This is a genomic window from Jhaorihella thermophila (assembly GCF_900108275.1).
Classification (GTDB): domain Bacteria; phylum Pseudomonadota; class Alphaproteobacteria; order Rhodobacterales; family Rhodobacteraceae; genus Jhaorihella; species Jhaorihella thermophila.
Genome location: NZ_FNVD01000002.1, coordinates 64212 through 79564, shown reverse-complemented (window position 1 = coordinate 79564; position 15353 = coordinate 64212). Strand labels below are relative to the sequence as shown.

At 65.6% G+C, this 15353-nt stretch carries 21 protein-coding genes and 1 pseudogene; 8 read left to right on the top strand and 14 right to left on the bottom strand.

All coding sequences use genetic code 11. The features are described 5' to 3' along the window. Positions 1-21 precede the first annotated feature (21 nt). Positions 22-294: a DUF1467 family protein gene (locus tag C4S70_RS03665; protein ID WP_104006762.1), complete on the top strand. Its 273-nt coding sequence runs from the start codon at positions 22-24 to the stop codon at positions 292-294. Positions 295-443: 149 nt separating this feature from the next. Here the strand turns inward: C4S70_RS03665 and C4S70_RS03660 are convergent, their stop codons facing one another. The 3 genes from C4S70_RS03660 to C4S70_RS03650 all read right to left on the bottom strand — a co-directional run bounded on the left by C4S70_RS03660 (position 444) and on the right by C4S70_RS03650 (position 2885). Continuing rightward, on the bottom strand, positions 444-1136 hold the full coding sequence (locus tag C4S70_RS03660; protein WP_104006761.1) for an EI24 domain-containing protein: 693 nt from the start codon (positions 1134-1136) through the stop codon (positions 444-446). Then, the gene (locus tag C4S70_RS03655) at positions 1133-1711 is read right to left on the bottom strand and encodes a nitroreductase family protein (RefSeq protein WP_104006760.1); all 579 of its coding nucleotides are present in this window, start codon (positions 1709-1711) and stop codon (positions 1133-1135) included. Before C4S70_RS03655 ends, C4S70_RS03660 begins: the two co-directional genes overlap by 4 nt. Positions 1712-1775: 64 nt before the next feature. After that, positions 1776-2885 (bottom strand): class II histone deacetylase, encoded by a 1110-nt coding sequence (locus C4S70_RS03650; protein ID WP_104006759.1) that lies wholly within the window; start codon positions 2883-2885, stop codon positions 1776-1778. A gap of 94 nt (positions 2886-2979) precedes the next feature. Here C4S70_RS03650 and C4S70_RS03645 point away from each other — a divergent pair, with 94 nt between their 5' ends. Then, positions 2980-3258: a DUF167 domain-containing protein gene (locus C4S70_RS03645; protein ID WP_104006965.1), complete on the top strand. Its 279-nt coding sequence runs from the start codon at positions 2980-2982 to the stop codon at positions 3256-3258. A 20-nt stretch (positions 3259-3278) separates the two neighbouring features. On the opposite strand, the gene C4S70_RS03640 is transcribed toward C4S70_RS03645, so the two are convergent. Both C4S70_RS03640 and C4S70_RS03635 read right to left on the bottom strand, forming a co-directional pair. After that, positions 3279-3683 carry a hypothetical protein gene (locus C4S70_RS03640; RefSeq protein ID WP_104006758.1) on the bottom strand — a complete coding sequence of 135 codons (405 nt, stop codon included), beginning with the start codon at positions 3681-3683 and terminating at the stop codon, positions 3279-3281. Between the two features lie 12 nt (positions 3684-3695). Beyond that, a complete protein-coding gene (locus C4S70_RS03635; protein ID WP_104006757.1) occupies positions 3696-4898 on the bottom strand; it encodes a pyridoxal phosphate-dependent aminotransferase in 1203 nt (400 codons plus the stop codon). Between the two features lie 85 nt (positions 4899-4983). On the opposite strand from C4S70_RS03635, the gene C4S70_RS03630 reads away from it, so the two are divergent. Genes C4S70_RS03630 through C4S70_RS03620 form a run of 3 tightly spaced genes read left to right on the top strand, consistent with a single transcriptional unit; the run spans position 4984 to position 6227 of the window. Further along, complete coding sequence (locus tag C4S70_RS03630; protein WP_104006756.1) at positions 4984-5394, top strand: helix-turn-helix domain-containing protein; 411 nt, start codon at positions 4984-4986, stop codon at positions 5392-5394. Beyond that, the gene (locus tag C4S70_RS03625; RefSeq protein WP_104006755.1) at positions 5391-5669 is read left to right on the top strand and encodes a succinate dehydrogenase assembly factor 2; all 279 of its coding nucleotides are present in this window, start codon (positions 5391-5393) and stop codon (positions 5667-5669) included. Before C4S70_RS03630 ends, C4S70_RS03625 begins: the two co-directional genes overlap by 4 nt. 60 nt (positions 5670-5729) lie before the next feature. Further along, positions 5730-6227, top strand: a complete 498-nt coding sequence (locus C4S70_RS03620; protein WP_104006754.1) for a MarR family winged helix-turn-helix transcriptional regulator — start codon at positions 5730-5732, stop codon at positions 6225-6227. Here the strand turns inward: C4S70_RS03620 and C4S70_RS03615 are convergent. The 3 genes and pseudogenes from C4S70_RS03615 to C4S70_RS03605 all read right to left on the bottom strand — a co-directional run bounded on the left by C4S70_RS03615 (position 6221) and on the right by C4S70_RS03605 (position 8128). Continuing rightward, positions 6221-7017, bottom strand: a pseudogene (locus C4S70_RS03615) (DUF1194 domain-containing protein). The gene C4S70_RS03620 and the pseudogene C4S70_RS03615 sit on opposite strands and share 7 nt — an antisense overlap. Then, the gene (locus C4S70_RS03610) at positions 7014-7733 is read right to left on the bottom strand and encodes a DUF1194 domain-containing protein (RefSeq protein ID WP_104006753.1); all 720 of its coding nucleotides are present in this window, start codon (positions 7731-7733) and stop codon (positions 7014-7016) included. Before C4S70_RS03610 ends, C4S70_RS03615 begins: the two are co-directional and overlap by 4 nt. Beyond that, complete coding sequence (locus tag C4S70_RS03605; protein ID WP_104006752.1) at positions 7700-8128, bottom strand: VOC family protein; 429 nt, start codon at positions 8126-8128, stop codon at positions 7700-7702. The genes C4S70_RS03610 and C4S70_RS03605 overlap by 34 nt, the downstream gene beginning before the upstream one ends. Positions 8129-8325: 197 nt before the next feature. On the opposite strand from C4S70_RS03605, the gene thyX reads away from it, so the two are divergent. After that, the gene (gene thyX, locus C4S70_RS03600) at positions 8326-9234 is read left to right on the top strand and encodes an FAD-dependent thymidylate synthase (protein WP_104006751.1); all 909 of its coding nucleotides are present in this window, start codon (positions 8326-8328) and stop codon (positions 9232-9234) included. Between the two features lie 47 nt (positions 9235-9281). On the opposite strand, the gene C4S70_RS03595 is transcribed toward thyX, so the two are convergent. Further along, positions 9282-9494: a cold-shock protein gene (locus C4S70_RS03595; protein WP_104006750.1), complete on the bottom strand. Its 213-nt coding sequence runs from the start codon at positions 9492-9494 to the stop codon at positions 9282-9284. A 220-nt stretch (positions 9495-9714) separates the two neighbouring features. Between C4S70_RS03595 and C4S70_RS03590 the strand changes: the two genes are divergently transcribed. Continuing rightward, positions 9715-10032, top strand: coding sequence for an ArsC/Spx/MgsR family protein (locus C4S70_RS03590; protein ID WP_104006964.1), 318 nt, complete (start codon positions 9715-9717; stop codon positions 10030-10032). 42 nt (positions 10033-10074) lie between these two features. Next, positions 10075-10443: a hypothetical protein gene (locus C4S70_RS03585; RefSeq protein ID WP_104006749.1), complete on the top strand. Its 369-nt coding sequence runs from the start codon at positions 10075-10077 to the stop codon at positions 10441-10443. Between the two features lie 154 nt (positions 10444-10597). Here the strand turns inward: C4S70_RS03585 and C4S70_RS03580 are convergent, their stop codons facing one another. The 5 genes from C4S70_RS03580 to thrS all read right to left on the bottom strand — a co-directional run bounded on the left by C4S70_RS03580 (position 10598) and on the right by thrS (position 15323). After that, on the bottom strand, positions 10598-11161 hold the full coding sequence (locus C4S70_RS03580) for a DoxX family protein (protein WP_104006748.1): 564 nt from the start codon (positions 11159-11161) through the stop codon (positions 10598-10600). A gap of 11 nt (positions 11162-11172) precedes the next feature. Then, entirely contained in the window at positions 11173-11919 is a 747-nt protein-coding gene (locus tag C4S70_RS03575; RefSeq protein ID WP_104006963.1) for an HvfC/BufC N-terminal domain-containing protein, read from the bottom strand. Further along, positions 11916-12785, bottom strand: coding sequence for an MNIO family bufferin maturase (gene bufB / locus C4S70_RS03570; protein ID WP_104006747.1), 870 nt, complete (start codon positions 12783-12785; stop codon positions 11916-11918). The genes C4S70_RS03575 and bufB overlap by 4 nt, the downstream gene beginning before the upstream one ends. 62 nt (positions 12786-12847) lie before the next feature. Beyond that, positions 12848-13153, bottom strand: a complete 306-nt coding sequence (locus tag C4S70_RS03565) for a BufA1 family periplasmic bufferin-type metallophore (protein WP_104006746.1) — start codon at positions 13151-13153, stop codon at positions 12848-12850. 223 nt (positions 13154-13376) lie between these two features. Further along, a complete protein-coding gene (thrS, locus tag C4S70_RS03560; protein ID WP_104006745.1) occupies positions 13377-15323 on the bottom strand; it encodes a threonine--tRNA ligase in 1947 nt (648 codons plus the stop codon). Positions 15324-15353 lie beyond the last annotated feature (30 nt).

The following is a 15353-nucleotide window of genomic DNA, read 5'->3' as shown; positions in this document are numbered from 1 at the left end:
CAGAGCCGGGGAGGGCCGCCCATGTCCATCGTTTCCGCCATCGTGCTCTACGCGGTTTTCTGGTTCCTGATCTTCCTGATCGTGATTCCGATCCGGCTTCAGACGCAGGGTGACGTGGGCGAGATCGTGCCGGGCACGCATGCCGGTGCGCCCGAAGTGCACAATCTGCGCAAGAAGGCCTGGATCACGACCGGCGTGGCCTTTGTGTTGTGGGCGATCACGGCCGGGATCATCATTTCGGGCGTGATCCCGGTCGAGGCGATCGACATTCGGGGGCGGTTGTCGGCCGAATAGCATCGCGGTGACGCTGTGTATCGCGTTGGTGGTTTCGGATTGGCTGTCGCCAATCCGACCGGGGCGAGGGGGCGCTGCCCCCTCGCGCTCCCCCGGAGTATTTGGGGCAAGATGAAGGAACTGGCGCGGAAGGTCTGCGCCGGTGACGTTCAGCGGCGGTTGCTGAGCGCGTGGTAGATATGGGTAAAGGTCGCCGCCCCGAGGATGGGCACAAGAAGGTTGAGCAGGGGAATGGTCAGCGGCACCGCCATCAGCGTGCCAGCCATCCAGATGGTGAGTGCATTCTCCGCCCGGAGCCGTGCCGCGTCTTCGGCACCCAAGCGGCGGATCGCGGCCAGCGTGAAGTATTCCCGGCCCAGTAGATAGCCGTTCAGCCCCCAGAAGATGAAGGGCGCCAGCGGCGTGAAGATCAGGTAGAGGATCAGAGCGGCAAGGTTCGCCACGATCAGCACGCCCAGAAAGGCCAGGCCGTCCCGGATGGCCTCGGGGATGGAAACGGCGCGCGCCGGGGGAAGGCCGGGGTAGTGCCGGTCCTCGACGGCCTGCGCGACTTCGTCGAGGAACAGCGAAATGAACGCCGAGGCCACCGGCACCATCAGGAAAACCGACAGCGCCAGCATCAGCGCGACCGAGGAATATCCCAGCGCGTCGTTCAGCCAGGTCACCTCGCCGATCAGCGGCAGGGTGACGGCATCGCCGACCAGAACGCCCACCAGCCAGACGAAGGCCACCGTGACGGCCACCAGCAGGCCGACCGTCAGGCCGACACCGAGGAAAAGCACCCGGCGAAAGCGCGGATCGCCGAACTGCCCCAGCGAGAGGAGGAAGGCGCGGAGGATCATTGGTCGAGCCACGATGTCTTGGCGGCGAGATCGGGACGCGGGCGTTCGGGCGGGGCCACGGTTTCGGTGCCGATGTGAATGAAGCCCGCCACGCGTTCATGCGGGGCAAGTCCCAGCCCCTTTTCACAAAACTCGGGGTCATGGGCCATCCAGCCGGTCAGCCAGTTCGCCCCCCAGCCAGAGGCCAGCGCCGTATTCAGCAGCGCCAGGCACACCGCGCCGGCGGAATAGGTCTGCTCGATTGCGGGCACCTTGTCCGAATCCACCGGGCTTTCGATTACCGCGACGATCAGCACCCCCTGATCGAACTGGCCGCGGCCCTTTTCGATGTCGCGTTCGTCCTTGCCGAGCGAGCGACCACGTTCCTCGGCGAGATCCGCCAGCCGGGGCATGGCCGGCTTTTCGATCACGATCAGCCGCCAGGGTTCCAGCTTGCCGTGATCGGGGCTGCGAAGGGCGGCGGTCAGGATTGGCTCGAGCTCGGCGCGCGATGGCCCCGGCGCTGTCAGCGTCTTGGCCGGGCGCGAACGCCGAGTCAGCAGGAAATCGAGGGCGGCCTGATTGCGGTCGGGCATATGTGAAGCCTTTTTACATCTGTCCGTCCCTATCTCGGATGGATGGGCGGCGATTGCAAGGGGATCAGTCGCGCAAAAGCTCCGAGGCAAAGTCGCGCACCACTTCGCGCAGGAACGCGTCGAAACGGGGCGAGGGCTGGCGCACGCGCAACGCTTCGTCCAGCGGATCGGGTGCGGTCACGTCGCTGCCCGACAGCGCCTCGAGCGTGGCGTGGCCGCAGAAGGGGACGTAAACCTCGGAATAGCCGCCCTCGTGCACCAACACCAGCCGGCCTTCGCACCGCCGCCGCGCCGCAGCTTTCAGCCGCAGGGTCATCTGACGGAACGTGTCGGCCGTGGCCAGCATGCGCGCCAGCGGATCCACCGCCGCGGCGTCGAAACCGCAGGCCACCACGATCAGGTCGGGGCGAAAACGAGTCAGGGCGGGCAGGATGATCTCGTCCATCACCGCCAGATAGGCGGTGTGGCCCGCGCCGGCGGGCAGGGGCACGTTCATGTTGAACCCTTCGCCCGCGCCCCGCCCCCGGTCCGTCACATATCCCGTATCCAGCGGATAGTTGCCTTCCTGATGCACCGAGATCGTCAGCGTGTCGTCGCGATCGTAATAGATCGCCTCGGTTCCGTTGCCGTGATGCACGTCCCAATCGACCACCGCGACGCGCATCGCCCCGTGCCGAGCGCGGGCGGCTTCGAGTGCGATGGCGATATTGGCTAGCAGGCAGAACCCGTTGGGAAAATCCGGCAGACAGTGATGCCCCGGCGGGCGCGACAACGCATAGGCGTTTTCCAGATCCCCCGTCACCACCGCCTCGACCGCCGCCTTGGCCAACCCCGCCGACAGCGCGGCGATCTCATACCCTCCGGCGGCAAAGGGCGTGCGCCGCCCCAGCTCTCCGCCACCAGCATCGCTCAGCCGCTTGAACTCATCCAGATAGGCGGCGGGATGCACCCGCGCCAGATCCTCGCGCGTGGCCGGATCCGTCCCGCGCATGTCCAGATCGCGGGTGATCCCGGTCACGTCCATCAGGTTCTTCAACCGCCGCTTGGTCTCGGGGTTTTCCGGCAGACCGCCCGCCGCCAGTGGCTGCACCAGCCCCCCGATCGGCAGGGTAAAGGCATAGTTGCCCCCCGCATGCCAGAAACACCGCTCGTCCCAGAAAAACCCCGTCGCCATGGTGGCTTGTCCCCCTTTTCCTCTTGCTCCAAATATCCCCGCCGGAGGCGGAAAGTCCATGGAACTCCGCCGCCATCTGACGCATCATGGAGCCATGGCGAAACCCAAGTTCAGAAACCTGCCCGATCTGAGCGATCTTGCGGTGCCGGGCGCCGAAATCACCCTGCGCGTGACCCCCAAGGCGTCGCGCGACAGCCTCACGCGCGATGGCGACCGGCTGAAGGCGACGGTCACGGTCGTGCCCGAAAACGGCAAGGCGAACGCGGCGGTTCTGGCGCTTTTGGCCAGCGCGATGGGCGTGGCGCCGTCGTATCTGAAGTTGAAGCGCGGCGAAACCTCGCGGGAAAAGACCTTCGTCTATCTCGGCCCCTGACAAGCCCATCCCGCACCGGATCAGCCCTTCTTCATCAATCGGTCGGCCTTTTTCCGCACCAGAACCGAGCGCAAATCGTGCATCGCCAGCAGCAGCGCGTCGGTGACCTCTTCCAGCTGCTCATCCGTCGCCCGCGACTGCGCCCAATGGGTGGTGAGGTTCAAATAATCCACCGCGCGAAAGATGTCGTCGATGTCGCGTTGCGCCAGGATCTCGCGCCGCTCTTCCATCCAGTCACGGATGACCTCCAGATCGCGCTCGCTGAGTTCCCGCCCGCCATGCGGCTTGATCTCGCCGTTCTTGACGTTGACGACCGCGATCTGGTCCATCTCGATGCGTCGCTGCCGGTTCTCCGTGTCCACGCGGAACACGAAGGCCCCGTTCTCGCGCACGCGAAAGTAATAGTCCGGCAACTCGGCACTCATGCCCCTCTTCCCTTATCGCAGCGACGCGCAAAAGGTCTGGATGCGCGTGCAGGCCTCTTTCAGCGCCTCGTCAGACGTAGCGTAGCTGATGCGGAAATGCGGCGAAAGCCCGAAGGCCGCGCCGAACACCACCGCCACCTTGGCCTCTTCCAGCAGCGCCGTGGCAAAGGCTTCGTCGCTGTCGATCGCGCGGCCCTGTGGCGTGGTCTTGCCGATCAGCCCCGCGATCGAGGGGTAGACGTAGAACGCACCCTCGGGTGTCGGGCAGGTGATGCCCGGCGTGGCGTTCATCATGCCCACCACCAGGTCGCGCCGGCGCTGGAACACTGCCTTGTTGGTCTCGATGAAATCCTGCGGCCCGTTCAGTGCCTCGACCGCCGCCCACTGGCTGATGCTGCACGGGTTCGAGGTCGATTGCGACTGGATCTTGCGCATCGCCGCGATCAACTCGACCGGACCGGCGGCATAGCCGATCCGCCAGCCGGTCATGGCATAGGCCTTGGACACGCCGTTACAGGTCAGGGTCCGGTCGTATAGCCCCGGCTCCACCTGCGCGGGCGTGCAGAATTCGAACCCGTCGAACACGAGGTGTTCATACATGTCGTCGGTCATCACCCAGACATGCGGATGGCGCATCAGCACATCGGTCAGCGCCTTCAGCTCGTCCCGCGCATAGCCGGCGCCCGTGGGGTTGCTGGGCGAATTGAAGATCAGCCACTTGGTGCGCGGAGTGATCGCGGCCTCAAGCTGCTCGGGCGTCAGCTTGAAGCTGTTCTCCAGCGTGGTTTCCACCACCACCGGCGTGCCGCCGCCCAGCAGCACCATGTCGGGATAGCTGACCCAGTAGGGCGCGGGGATGACGACCTCGTCGCCCGGATCCAGCGTCGCCATCAACGCGTTGTAGAGGATCTGCTTGCCGCCCGAAGCCACGCTGACCTGCGCCGGGGTATAATCCAGCCCGTTTTCGCGGGCGAACTTGGCGCATACAGCGGCCTTCAGCTCGGGGATGCCATCGACGGCGGTATAACGGGTCTTGCCCTCGTTGATCGCGCGGATGCCGGCGGCGCGGATGTTCTCGGGCGTGTCGAAATCCGGCTCTCCGGCGCCCAGGCCGATCACGTCGTGGCCGGCCGCCCGTAGCTCCTGCGCCTTGGTGGTCACGGCGATGGTGGGCGAGGGTTTGACGCGGGATAATGTCGCGGAAAGAAAGCTCATGGCGGGCCTCGGTTTGCAGCTTGGGCGCGACTGTCATAGGGTGCGCCCGGAACGCGATCAAGCCGCATTGCCGAGAGGGGCCAGAATGACCGATGTGAACACCGACACGCAGTTCGACTGGTTCGGACCGGACACCGCCACCTTCGGCGACCGCGTGGCCGCCGCACGCGAAGCCGCCGGCATGACGCAGGCGCAACTGGCGCGCCGGCTGGGGGTCAAGAAGGCCACCCTGCAGGCGTGGGAGGACGACATGGCCGAGCCACGCGCCAACAAGCTGCAAATGCTGTCCGGGCTGCTGAACGTCTCGATCCCCTGGCTGCTGACCGGCGAGGGCGAGGGCATGCATGCCCCGCTCGAAGACGGCGAGGTTCGCCAGGATTGCCGGGCCGTGCTGGAAGAATTGCGCGAGGTCCGCACCGAGCTGCGGGCCAATGTTGACCGCGTGGCGCGTCTGGAAAAGAAGCTGCGCCGGTTGCTGAGCGAGCAGGGACAATGACGTTCGAAAGCAGGGAACACCGCCTGAAACGGCTCAGGATGCGGTCGATGCGGCGGGGGATCAAGGAAATGGACCTTGCCCTGACCGCCTTTGCCGAGGCGCGGCTGGCGGGGTTGAGCGATACGGAACTGGACCTGTACGAGGCTCTTCTGCAAGAGCCCGACCAGGACATCTTTCTGTGGCTGACCGGGCGCGCGGCGGCGCCGGACAGGTTCGCAGGCATGATGACCGATATCGCCCACGTCCTGCAGCAGAAGGTCAAGAACGAGATTTAACCGATTTTTCGGTTTTTCGCCCCAGTCTCCGAACCCGAGCAGTTCGAGTCGGAGATTGGGATGAGCTTGGATACGCAGATCGCGCCTGCTGCCCGTCAGGGGTTCATGGTCGGTTACCTGGACACCCTGGCGCTGGTCGAACGTCTGCATCGGCTGCTGCTGGACGTGATCAAGGACGAATTCGAACGCCTCGGGATACTCGAGATCAACGCCGTTCAGGCCTTGCTGTTGTTCAATGTGGGCGACAACGAGGTGACGGCGGGCGAATTGAAATCCCGCGGCTACTATCAGGGCAGCAATGTCAGCTACAACCTCAAGAAAATGGTGGATCTGGGCTACATGCACCACCAGCGATGCGAGATCGACCGCCGGTCGGTCCGGGTGCGCCTGACCCAGCGCGGCCGCGAGATCCGCGACATCGTGGCGGCATTGTTCGCCCGCCATGCCGAGGGGCTTTTGTCAAGGGGCATCATCGACATGGAAGGGATCGAGGACATGACGGCCGCGCTGAAACGGGTCGAGCGGTATTGGACGGACCAGATCCGCTATATCTACTGATCCCGGGGCCGGATGGCTGCCCGGCCGGGGCCGGGTGGAGCGTCGGGTGATCCGGGCCGGATGATCAGGGACCGGTTGAACCGGGAAAGATGCGACATCGCCGGGGCTTCCAGTTCTTTCAGGAGCTTGCGAACCATTGCAGCGCCGTAGTCCTCGAAACCGATGGTCGCCTCGACAAAGGCGCCGGGATCGGTGATGACGAAGGCGCGGAAATAGCTCGACAAGGCGGCGATCTCTTCCTGCCTCCGGTCGGTGCTGCGCGGGGCATCGGCGCCGATCGCCAGCGCGTTGATCGTCACGTCGCGCCGGGCCAGCCGGTCGCGGACATGGCGGGGATGCGGTCCCATGTTGTGCTTGCCATCGCCGGATATGTCGAGGGTGCGGCGCCAGCAATCCGGTTGCCCTGTCAGCAGGTCGGCGCCAAAGGCCATTGCGGCCCCCAATGCGGTGCCCGGCGGGGCCGGGGCGCGGGCGGTGGCTTGCAGCCGCGCGGCAAGGCTGTCGATTGCGGCTGCGCTGCGCAATTCGGTCCATTCTGCAAGGGTGCGTTGATAGCCGGGCCGCTCCATTCGAACACGGCGATGCGCACCGGGGCCGCGGGCATGGCCAGAAGCGCCTGCTTGACCCGCGGATCCCGCAGGGCGGCGGCCAGCCCGTCGAGTTGCAGTCGATATTCCCGCCCATCGACCGACCCGGACACGTCGAGCCCCAGCGCCAAGGCGTGCCGGCAGGCCGCGGCGGCGGGAAGGGGCGGGACAAGACACAGCGCCAACAGGGCCGCGCGGATCATCCCCGAGGCCCCGTTTCTCGGGCTGATCCTATCGCCAGCGCCGACAGTTCGCGCACCAGCTTGCGCCGCATGGCGGTTTCGTAATCGGCGAACCCGTGCGCCCGTTCCAGAAACGCGCCGGGGCCATGCAGAACCTGCGTTCTGTAATAGTCGATGATATCCGGCACCGAACCGTCGTCGATCACCAGACCGTTCACGGTGACCTCGCCGTAGTCGAAAGCGCGGTAGGCCGAAGGCGGCGGAAAGCCTTCGTTGTTCTTGCCGTCCCCGGCCATGTCCACGGTCGCGGTCAGGCAGGCCGGCGCGCGGGCCAGCAACCCCGAGGCATAGCCCAGGGCATAGCCCATGGCCGTGGGATAGTCGTCGCTCTGGCGCACGGACCGGCCGATGGCCTGCGCGATGGCCACAAGATCGTCGGGCGTCGCGACCAGCCGCCAGTCGATCAACAGCCGCTGGTTGTCCCGTCCGCTCCATTCGAACATGGCCAGCGCCACCGGCTCGGGCGCGCTGAAAAAGGCCGCCTGCACCTCGGGCGCGATCAGCGCCGCCGCCAGTCCGCGCCTTTGCAGCGCATCCTCGCGGGCATCCACCGACGAGGACACGTCCATCGCCAGCACCAGCGCCAGCCGGCAGGCCGCCGCCGGGGGCGTGCCCGCCAGCCCCGCCGCCAGCGCCCCGGCGATTACCAGTGACCGATATTGGGCATCGAGACCCATGGTTCCGCCGGTTCCAGCGGCTCGCCGTTCTGCAACAGTTCGATCGAGATGTTGTCGGGCGAGCGCACGAAGGCCATGCGCCCGTCACGCGGCGGGCGGTTGATGGTCACGCCATTGTCCATCAGGTGCTGGCACATCTCGTAGATGTTGTCGACGCCATAGGCGATATGCCCGAAATGGCGGCTGTCGCTGGGCAGGCCCTCGTCGCCGTCCCAGTTGTAGGTCAGCTCGATCGGGCATTCCTCCTGCTCGGGCGGGGCCATGAAGACCAGCGTGAAGCGTCCCTCTTCGTTGTCATACCAACGGGTCTGCTTGAGCCCCAGCAGCTTGTAGAATTCCATGGATTTTTCCAGATCCTTTACGCGGACCATCGTGTGCAGATATCGCAGTGCCATCGCTTCCTCCGGTTGTTCGGGACAAACATTACCCGATCGCGGCCAGAGGGCCAGTGCCCGCGAAGGGAAATCTGCCGATGCGACCGGGCGCGTGGGCCGGGCTGCGGGGGCAATACTGCCGATATGGCGGTTCACGCCGGCGCTTTCGCAATATATAGTATGACCTCAAGAGATTCTGCGCCAAGAGGAGCCCCCGCATGTCCCTGTCACCGGAGCAACAGGCCGAGATCGACGCCCTGCGCGCCAACCCGCAACAGACGCTCCGGACAGTGGCGCCGGGGATGGAGAAACACCTCTATCTCGCGCATCCGGTGCTGGATCACGGGTTCGTTCGGGTAATCGACTACATGGGCGATGACGCCGCGATCTGCCAGGCCGCGCGGGTCAGCTATGGCAAGGGCACCAAGTCGGTGCAGAACGACGAGGGGCTGATCCGCTATCTGATGCGGCACTGGCATTCGACCCCGTTCGAGATGTGCGAGGTCAAGCTGCATGTGAAGCTGCCGGTCTTTGTCGCGCGGCAGTGGATTCGCCACCGCACCGCCAACGTGAACGAGTATTCTGCGCGCTACTCGATCCTGGACCGGGAATTTTACATCCCCGCGCCAGAGCATGTCGCGGCGCAGTCCAGGGTCAACAACCAGGGCCGCGGCGAGGTGTTGCAGGGGGACGAGGCCGCGCGGGTGCTGGAAATCCTCAAGGCGGATTCGGCGCGCTGCTATGACCACTACGAGCAGATGATCAGTCAGGACGGCCAACAAGGCCTTGCGCGGGAACTGGCGCGGATGAACCTGCCGGCGAACATCTACACCCAGTGGTACTGGAAGGTCGACCTGCACAATCTGTTCCATTTCCTGCGCCTGCGCGCGGATGCGCATGCCCAGTACGAGATTCGCGCCTATGCCGACGTGATCTGCGGGATCGTCGCCGACTGGGTGCCCTATGCGTGGCGTGCGTTCGAGGATTACCGGATGAACGCGGCATCGTTGTCGGCGCAGATGGTGGATTGCGTGCGCCGGATGCTGCGGGGCGAGCAGGTCACGCAGGAAAATTCCGGCATGTCCGCCCGCGAGTGGCGCGAGTTCCAAGACATCGTGGGCCTGTGAGCGCCGGTGGGCCACCCGCGGTCCTGTCCGACCGCGGGCGGCGGTCTTCAGGCGGGAATGGTCTTGAGGTCGCTGGCCATTGTGCGGCCATCGCGGCCTTCGGCCAGTTCGAACTCGACCTTCTGGTTGTCGGCCAGCCCGGTCAGTCCCGACCGTTCGACCGCAGAGATGTGAACGAAAACGTCCCGGCCCCCGTCTTCGGGGGCGATGAAACCATAACCTTTCGTGGTGTTGAACCACTTCACGGTGCCGATTGGCATGTCCCGTGTCTCCTTCTGCCTTGCACTTTCCCCGCCCGAAAGGGACGGGGCCTTCGGCGGCACCGGTCTTTCAGGCAACCGGCATTCTTGTCGGAAGGCGGGAAGTCTGATCGGCGGCAGCGCCGTGACACAGGATCGCAGGGTTCGGCGAAAAATCAACGAAAAAGGGGCATGGGGTCGGTTGAGGCCGCCACGGCCCCGCCAAGGAATGGAGGTTGGCATGATCCTTTACGGGCTCAAGTCCTGTGACACCTGCCGCAAGGCATTGAAAGCCCTGCCGCAGGCGCGGTTCGTCGATGTGCGGTCACACGGTGTGCCGACCGAGGTGCTGGCCCAGGCTTTTTCGGAATTCGGCCCGGCGCTGGTCAATACGCGCTCGATCACATGGCGGGGGCTGGACGAGGTCGAACGGGCCCGCCCGCCGCTGGAGCTGTTGACCGAGTATCCGACGCTGATGAAGCGGCCGTTGATCGAGGCCGGCGGGCGGCTCTACCTGGGCTGGACGGCGGAAACCCGCAGGGATCTTGGTGCCGCGTGAGCGGGTGATTATCTGGAGCCGGCACGATCGGGAGGCGGAAACATGCGCAATGCGGCCCTTGTTCTGGGGATCATCGGGGGCATCTTCGGGATGCTGGTGGGCTTTTTCAGCTACGGTTACACCGAGGCGGTGGAGCGGTTCGGCGAAGTCGAAGGGCTGGTCGAACAGGTCGGCAATGTCGAACTGATCCGGGTCACGTCGCTCCTGGCGCCGTTGCTGGCGATCGCCGGGGGCGCGATGGCCCGGACGCGGGCATTGTGGGGCGGGATATTGCTGTTGCTGTCGGCGGGGGGGATGTACCACGCCTTCGGTTTCAATGTGTTCACCATGTTCCCGATCGCCTTTGCCGGCGTGGCGGGGATACTGGCGCTGGCGGCGGGCAAGCCCGACGAGCCCAAGGCGCATTTCTAGGGTCTGGATCCTGGAGCCTGGCGGCGGGGCTTCGGATTGGCGGGGCCAATCCGACCGGGGCGAGGGGGCGTTGCCCCCTCGCGCTCCCCCAGAGTATTTGCAGCAAGATGAAGGACGGGCGATGTCCGGGGTGCCCGGCGGTGGGCGCGGCACGCTATGCCGCGAGCGGTGAGGTTCGGCGGCGCAGGGCCGCGTCGATCGAGAAGACGCCGGCTCCGCGCACCATGATGAAGGTCAGCAGGAACACCCAGAACAGGCGCTGGTCGAGCAGAACGCCATCGGGCAGCCGGTCGAACCAGCGCCCCACGGTGGCCGGATCGGTCAGGCCGTGACCGTAATAGTCGGTCAATGACTGCACCAGCACGAAGCCGATCATGCCCAGTGCGGCGAGCCGCGTTGCAAGTCCGATCACGATCAGGGCCGGAAGGATGAATTCGGCCAGTGTTCCGGCGGTGACGACCGCCCAGTGAAACAGCGTCAGCTGTGAGCTGTCATAGCCCACTGCCTCGAACTGGCGGGGGAAGATCTGTGCATAGGCGCCGACCGAAGGGGACAGGATGCCCAGGATGCCGTCGCCCAGCTTGGTCACGGCAGAGGCCCAGTAGTAGACCAGCAGCGTCGCGGCGAAGACGAACCGGGCGAACAGCGGCATCAGCCAGTCGCCAACGGTTGCCAGCCGGTCGAACAGGGCGTCATGAAGGCCGATCAGGGCGCGCATGGGGACTCCTTTCACGTCAGGGCGGTGATAGCGCCGCCCCGGATGAGAAGGGTCAGCGTTTCGGTCGGGTCGAAACCGGGGGCGGCGGACCGGGTCGTTTCCAGCGCCTCGGCGATGGTGGCCCCGGCCTGCAGCGCGGCGATCCAGTCGGCGCCGCCCGATGGCAGCGGGGCGGGCGCGGGGTCGAATTCGGGTCGTGTCACCAGCACGTCCTGCGCGATGGCGCGAGGCTTGGGGGCGTCCGGCTCCATGTTGAACCGCCAGATGTCGAAGATCGGCCAGGCCGAGCGGACCAGCCGCATGGCCGGGGCGAACCGCATCCGTGCCTCCAACAGGGCCGCCGGGGCGGCCGGGGCCAGCGCAGCGGGGTCGATGGGTGCGGCATCGGCGGCGTGATAGGCGCGGCGGATCGCGAGTTCGAGCCGCGCCACGTCGGGCAGGTAGCCCAGATGCGAAAGTTGCTCCATTTCCCCGAGAAATGCGGGGAAGCCGTCGCCGTAGAACATCATCAGTGGCGAGGATGGCGGGCAGCGGCGCAGAAAGATGCCGGCGAGCCCGCGCATGTTCGCCTCGCCCAGAAGCCGGGTGGTGACCGGAAATCCGATCAGCAGTGCCTCGGTCAGGGAAACCGCCACGTTGTTGCGATAGACGTCGAAGCGGCGGCCGGTGGGACGGCCCTGGCCGTCGCGCAGTCCTTGGGGGGGCGGGTGCGTGGCATCCAGCAGCGCGCCGGCGAAATCGGCCTGGGAGACGGTCATGCTGCGGTCCTTTCGCGGCAGGCGGCCAGCGCGGCCGTCGCGCGCGCGGCCTCGGCCTCGAGCAGCGGCCATTCCGGCACGTCATTGTCCCACTCGATCAGGATCGGCAGCGGGCCGGTGCGCGACAGCGTGTCGTCAAGCAGCGCCCAGACCGGATCGGCCACCTCGCGCCCGTGATTGTCGATCAGCAGCGGCGCGCCGTGGTCGTCGGTCTGTTCGTCATGGCCGCCAAGGTGGATTTCACCCACGGCCTCCAGCGGAAAGGCGTCGATGTAACCCGTGGGCGAAAACCCCAGATTGGTGGCGGATACGAACACGTTGTTGACATCCAGCAGGAGGCCGCAGCCCGTGCGGCGGGCGATCTCGCGCAGGAAATCGGGCTCGGACCAGGTGCTTTCCGCAAAGGCGAGATAGATGGAGGGGTTTTCCAGCAACATCTGCCGGCTGAGCGTGTCCTGAAGCTGATCGATGTGGTCGGCCACGCGGGTCAGCGTTGCATTGGTATAGGGCAGCGGCAGCAGGTCGTTCAGGAATTGCGCGCCGTGGGTGGACCAGGCGAGATGTTCGGAGAAGCTGGCCGGTTGCAGCCAGTCCAGCAGATGTTTCAGCCGGGCCAGATGGTCCTGGTCCAGCGGGCCTTCGCCGCCGATCGACAGCCCGATGCCGTGAACGGAGATCGCAAACCGCTCGGACAGGTGGCGCAGCTGCGCGATCGGGCGGCCGCCGTCGCCCATGTAGTTCTCGGCGTGGATCTCCAGCCAGCGAACGGTGCCGGAGTCGCTGATGATTTGCGCGTAATGCTGCGGCTTGTAACCGACGCCTGCCGCTTTGGGCAGTGCGGCCTCGGGCGTGGTCGCGTGGTTCATCTTCAGCCTCCGGGTCGGCGGGAAAGGACGGGCGGACCGAAGCCCGCCCGCGTTGCAGATGATCAGGAGGGCAGGTCGCGCTTCAACGGCTTGAGCGAGCCCTTGCGCGGGGTGCCATCGGCCATGGCCGGCAGTTCCATCGTCTCGCAGGTGCCGGCATCGACCAGCTTCCAGGCGTTGCCCTGGTAATCGACCTTGGATGTTCCGGCGCAGGTGGTGCCGGGGCCGGCGGCGCAGTCGTTCTGGCCGGCAAGCGCCACGCCATAGCATTTCTCCTTGCCGCCGGCATTGGCGGTGGCGGCCGAGGTGGCGGCAACGGCGGCGGCGAAGGCGCCGGCGACGGCGAGGGTTTTGGCTGTATTCGACATGCGTTGAATTCCCTTTGCTTGTTCAGACTGTCGGTATCGACACCGCTGACGGTAAGGCCTCGCCCCCCCGAAAGAAAATTCACGACCCCGTGGTTCACGCGCCCGTCAAGTGGCGTGAGCAAGGGGGCTGCGCGCAATGCCTTGAAATGCAGGCAAAACCGCCCGGACAAGAGAAAACCGGCCCGCAACGGGGCCGGTTCGATCCTGCAGCGAAAGGCGAATGTTACAAAAGATCGGGCGGAGTCGCCTCGCGCGCGAGCTCTTTTGTTACGCCCTCCAACGGCTGGACGGAGGTCTTTTTCTCGCCCAAGCGGCGGACCGAGACGGTGCGCTCTTCGACTTCGCGCGCGCCGACGGCCAGGATTACCGGTACCTTGCCCACCGAATGTTCGCGGACCTTGTAGTTGATCTTTTCGTTGCGGATGTCGGCCTCGGCCCGGATGCCGGCGGCGCGCAGGGTGGCGACGACCTCGTGCACGTAATCGTCGGCCTCGGACGTGATCGAGGCGACCACCACCTGCCGCGGGGCCAGCCAGAAGGGCAGCTTGCCGGCATGTTCCTCGATCAGGATGCCGATGAAGCGTTCAAAGCTGCCCAGCGTTGCGCGGTGCAGCATGACGGGACGGTGCTTGGCGCCATCCGCGCCCACATAGGTCGCATCCAGCCGTTCGGGCAGGACGAAATCCACCTGGAAGGTGCCGCACTGCCAGTCGCGCCCGATCGCATCCGTCAGCACGAATTCCAGCTTGGGACCGTAGAACGCGCCTTCACCGGGGTTCAGCTCGGGCTCGATCCCGGCCTTGCGGGTGGCCGACAAGAGCGCCTCTTCGGCCTTGTCCCAGACCGCGTCGGACCCCGCCCGGGTTTCGGGGCGGTCCGAGAACTTGACCTTGAATTCGGGGAAGCCGAGATCGGCGTAGATGCGGCCGAGAAAGCGGATGAATTCGGCGGTTTCGCTCTCGATCTGGTCCTCGGTGGCAAAGATATGCGCGTCGTCCTGGGTAAAGCCGCGCACCCGCATGATCCCGTGCAGCGCGCCCGAGGGTTCATAGCGGTTGCAGGATCCGAATTCGGCCATGCGCAGCGGCAGATCGCGATAGGATTTCAGCCCCTGCTTGAAGATCTCCACATGGCAGGGACAGTTCATCGGCTTCAGCGCGTTCACGGTCTTTTCGCGCGCGTGTTCCTCGTCCACTTCGACGATGAACATGTTTTCCTGATACTTGTCCCAGTGGCCCGAGCGTTCCCACAGCTTGCGGTCCACCACCTGCGGCGTGTTGACCTCGACATAGCCGCCGTCGCGCTGACGCCGGCGCATGTAGTCCTGCAGTGTGGTGTAGATGGTCCAGCCGTTGGGGTGCCAGAACACCTGGCCGGGGGCCTCTTCCTGCATGTGAAAGAGGTCCATCTCGCGGCCCAGCTTGCGGTGGTCGCGCTTGGCGGCCTCTTCCATCATGTGCAGATAGGCCTTGAGCTTGTCCTTGTTCTGGAAGCCCACGCCATAGATGCGCTGCAGCATCGGACGGGTGGAATCCCCGCGCCAGTAGGCCCCGGCCACATGGGTCAGCTTGAACGCGTCGCCGGGCACCTGGCCGGTATGCTGCAGATGCGGGCCGCGGCACAGATCCTGCCAGTGGCCGTGCCAGTACATGCGGATCGGCTCGCCTTCGGGGATCGCCTCGACCAGTTCGACCTTGTAGGGTTCGTTGTTCGCCTCGTAATAGCGGATCGCGCGGTCGCGCTCCCAGACCTCGGTGGTGACGGGATCGCGGCGGTTGATGATTTCCTTCATCTTCTTCTCGATCACGCCGAGGTCTTCGGGGGTGAAGGGTTCCTCGCGGTCGAAATCGTAATACCAGCCGTTGTCGATCACGGGGCCGATCGTGACCTTGGTGTCGGGCCAGATCTCCTGCACCGCGCGGGCCATGATGTGGGCGAGGTCGTGGCGGATCAGTTCCAGCGCGGGCGCCTCGTCCTTCATCGTGTTGATCCGGATCTCGGCGTCTTCGGTGATCGGCCACTGCAGATCCCAGTGTTGGCCGTTGACAAAGGCCGAGATCGCCTTTTTCGCCAGCGAGCTGGAGATGGACGCGGCCACTTCGGCCGGGGTGACGCCGGCGTCGAAGGTTTTCACGTTGCCATCGGGAAAGGTCAGCGAGATCTTGGCCATGTCGGCTCTCCTCGTCGGTTTGGCGCCCAC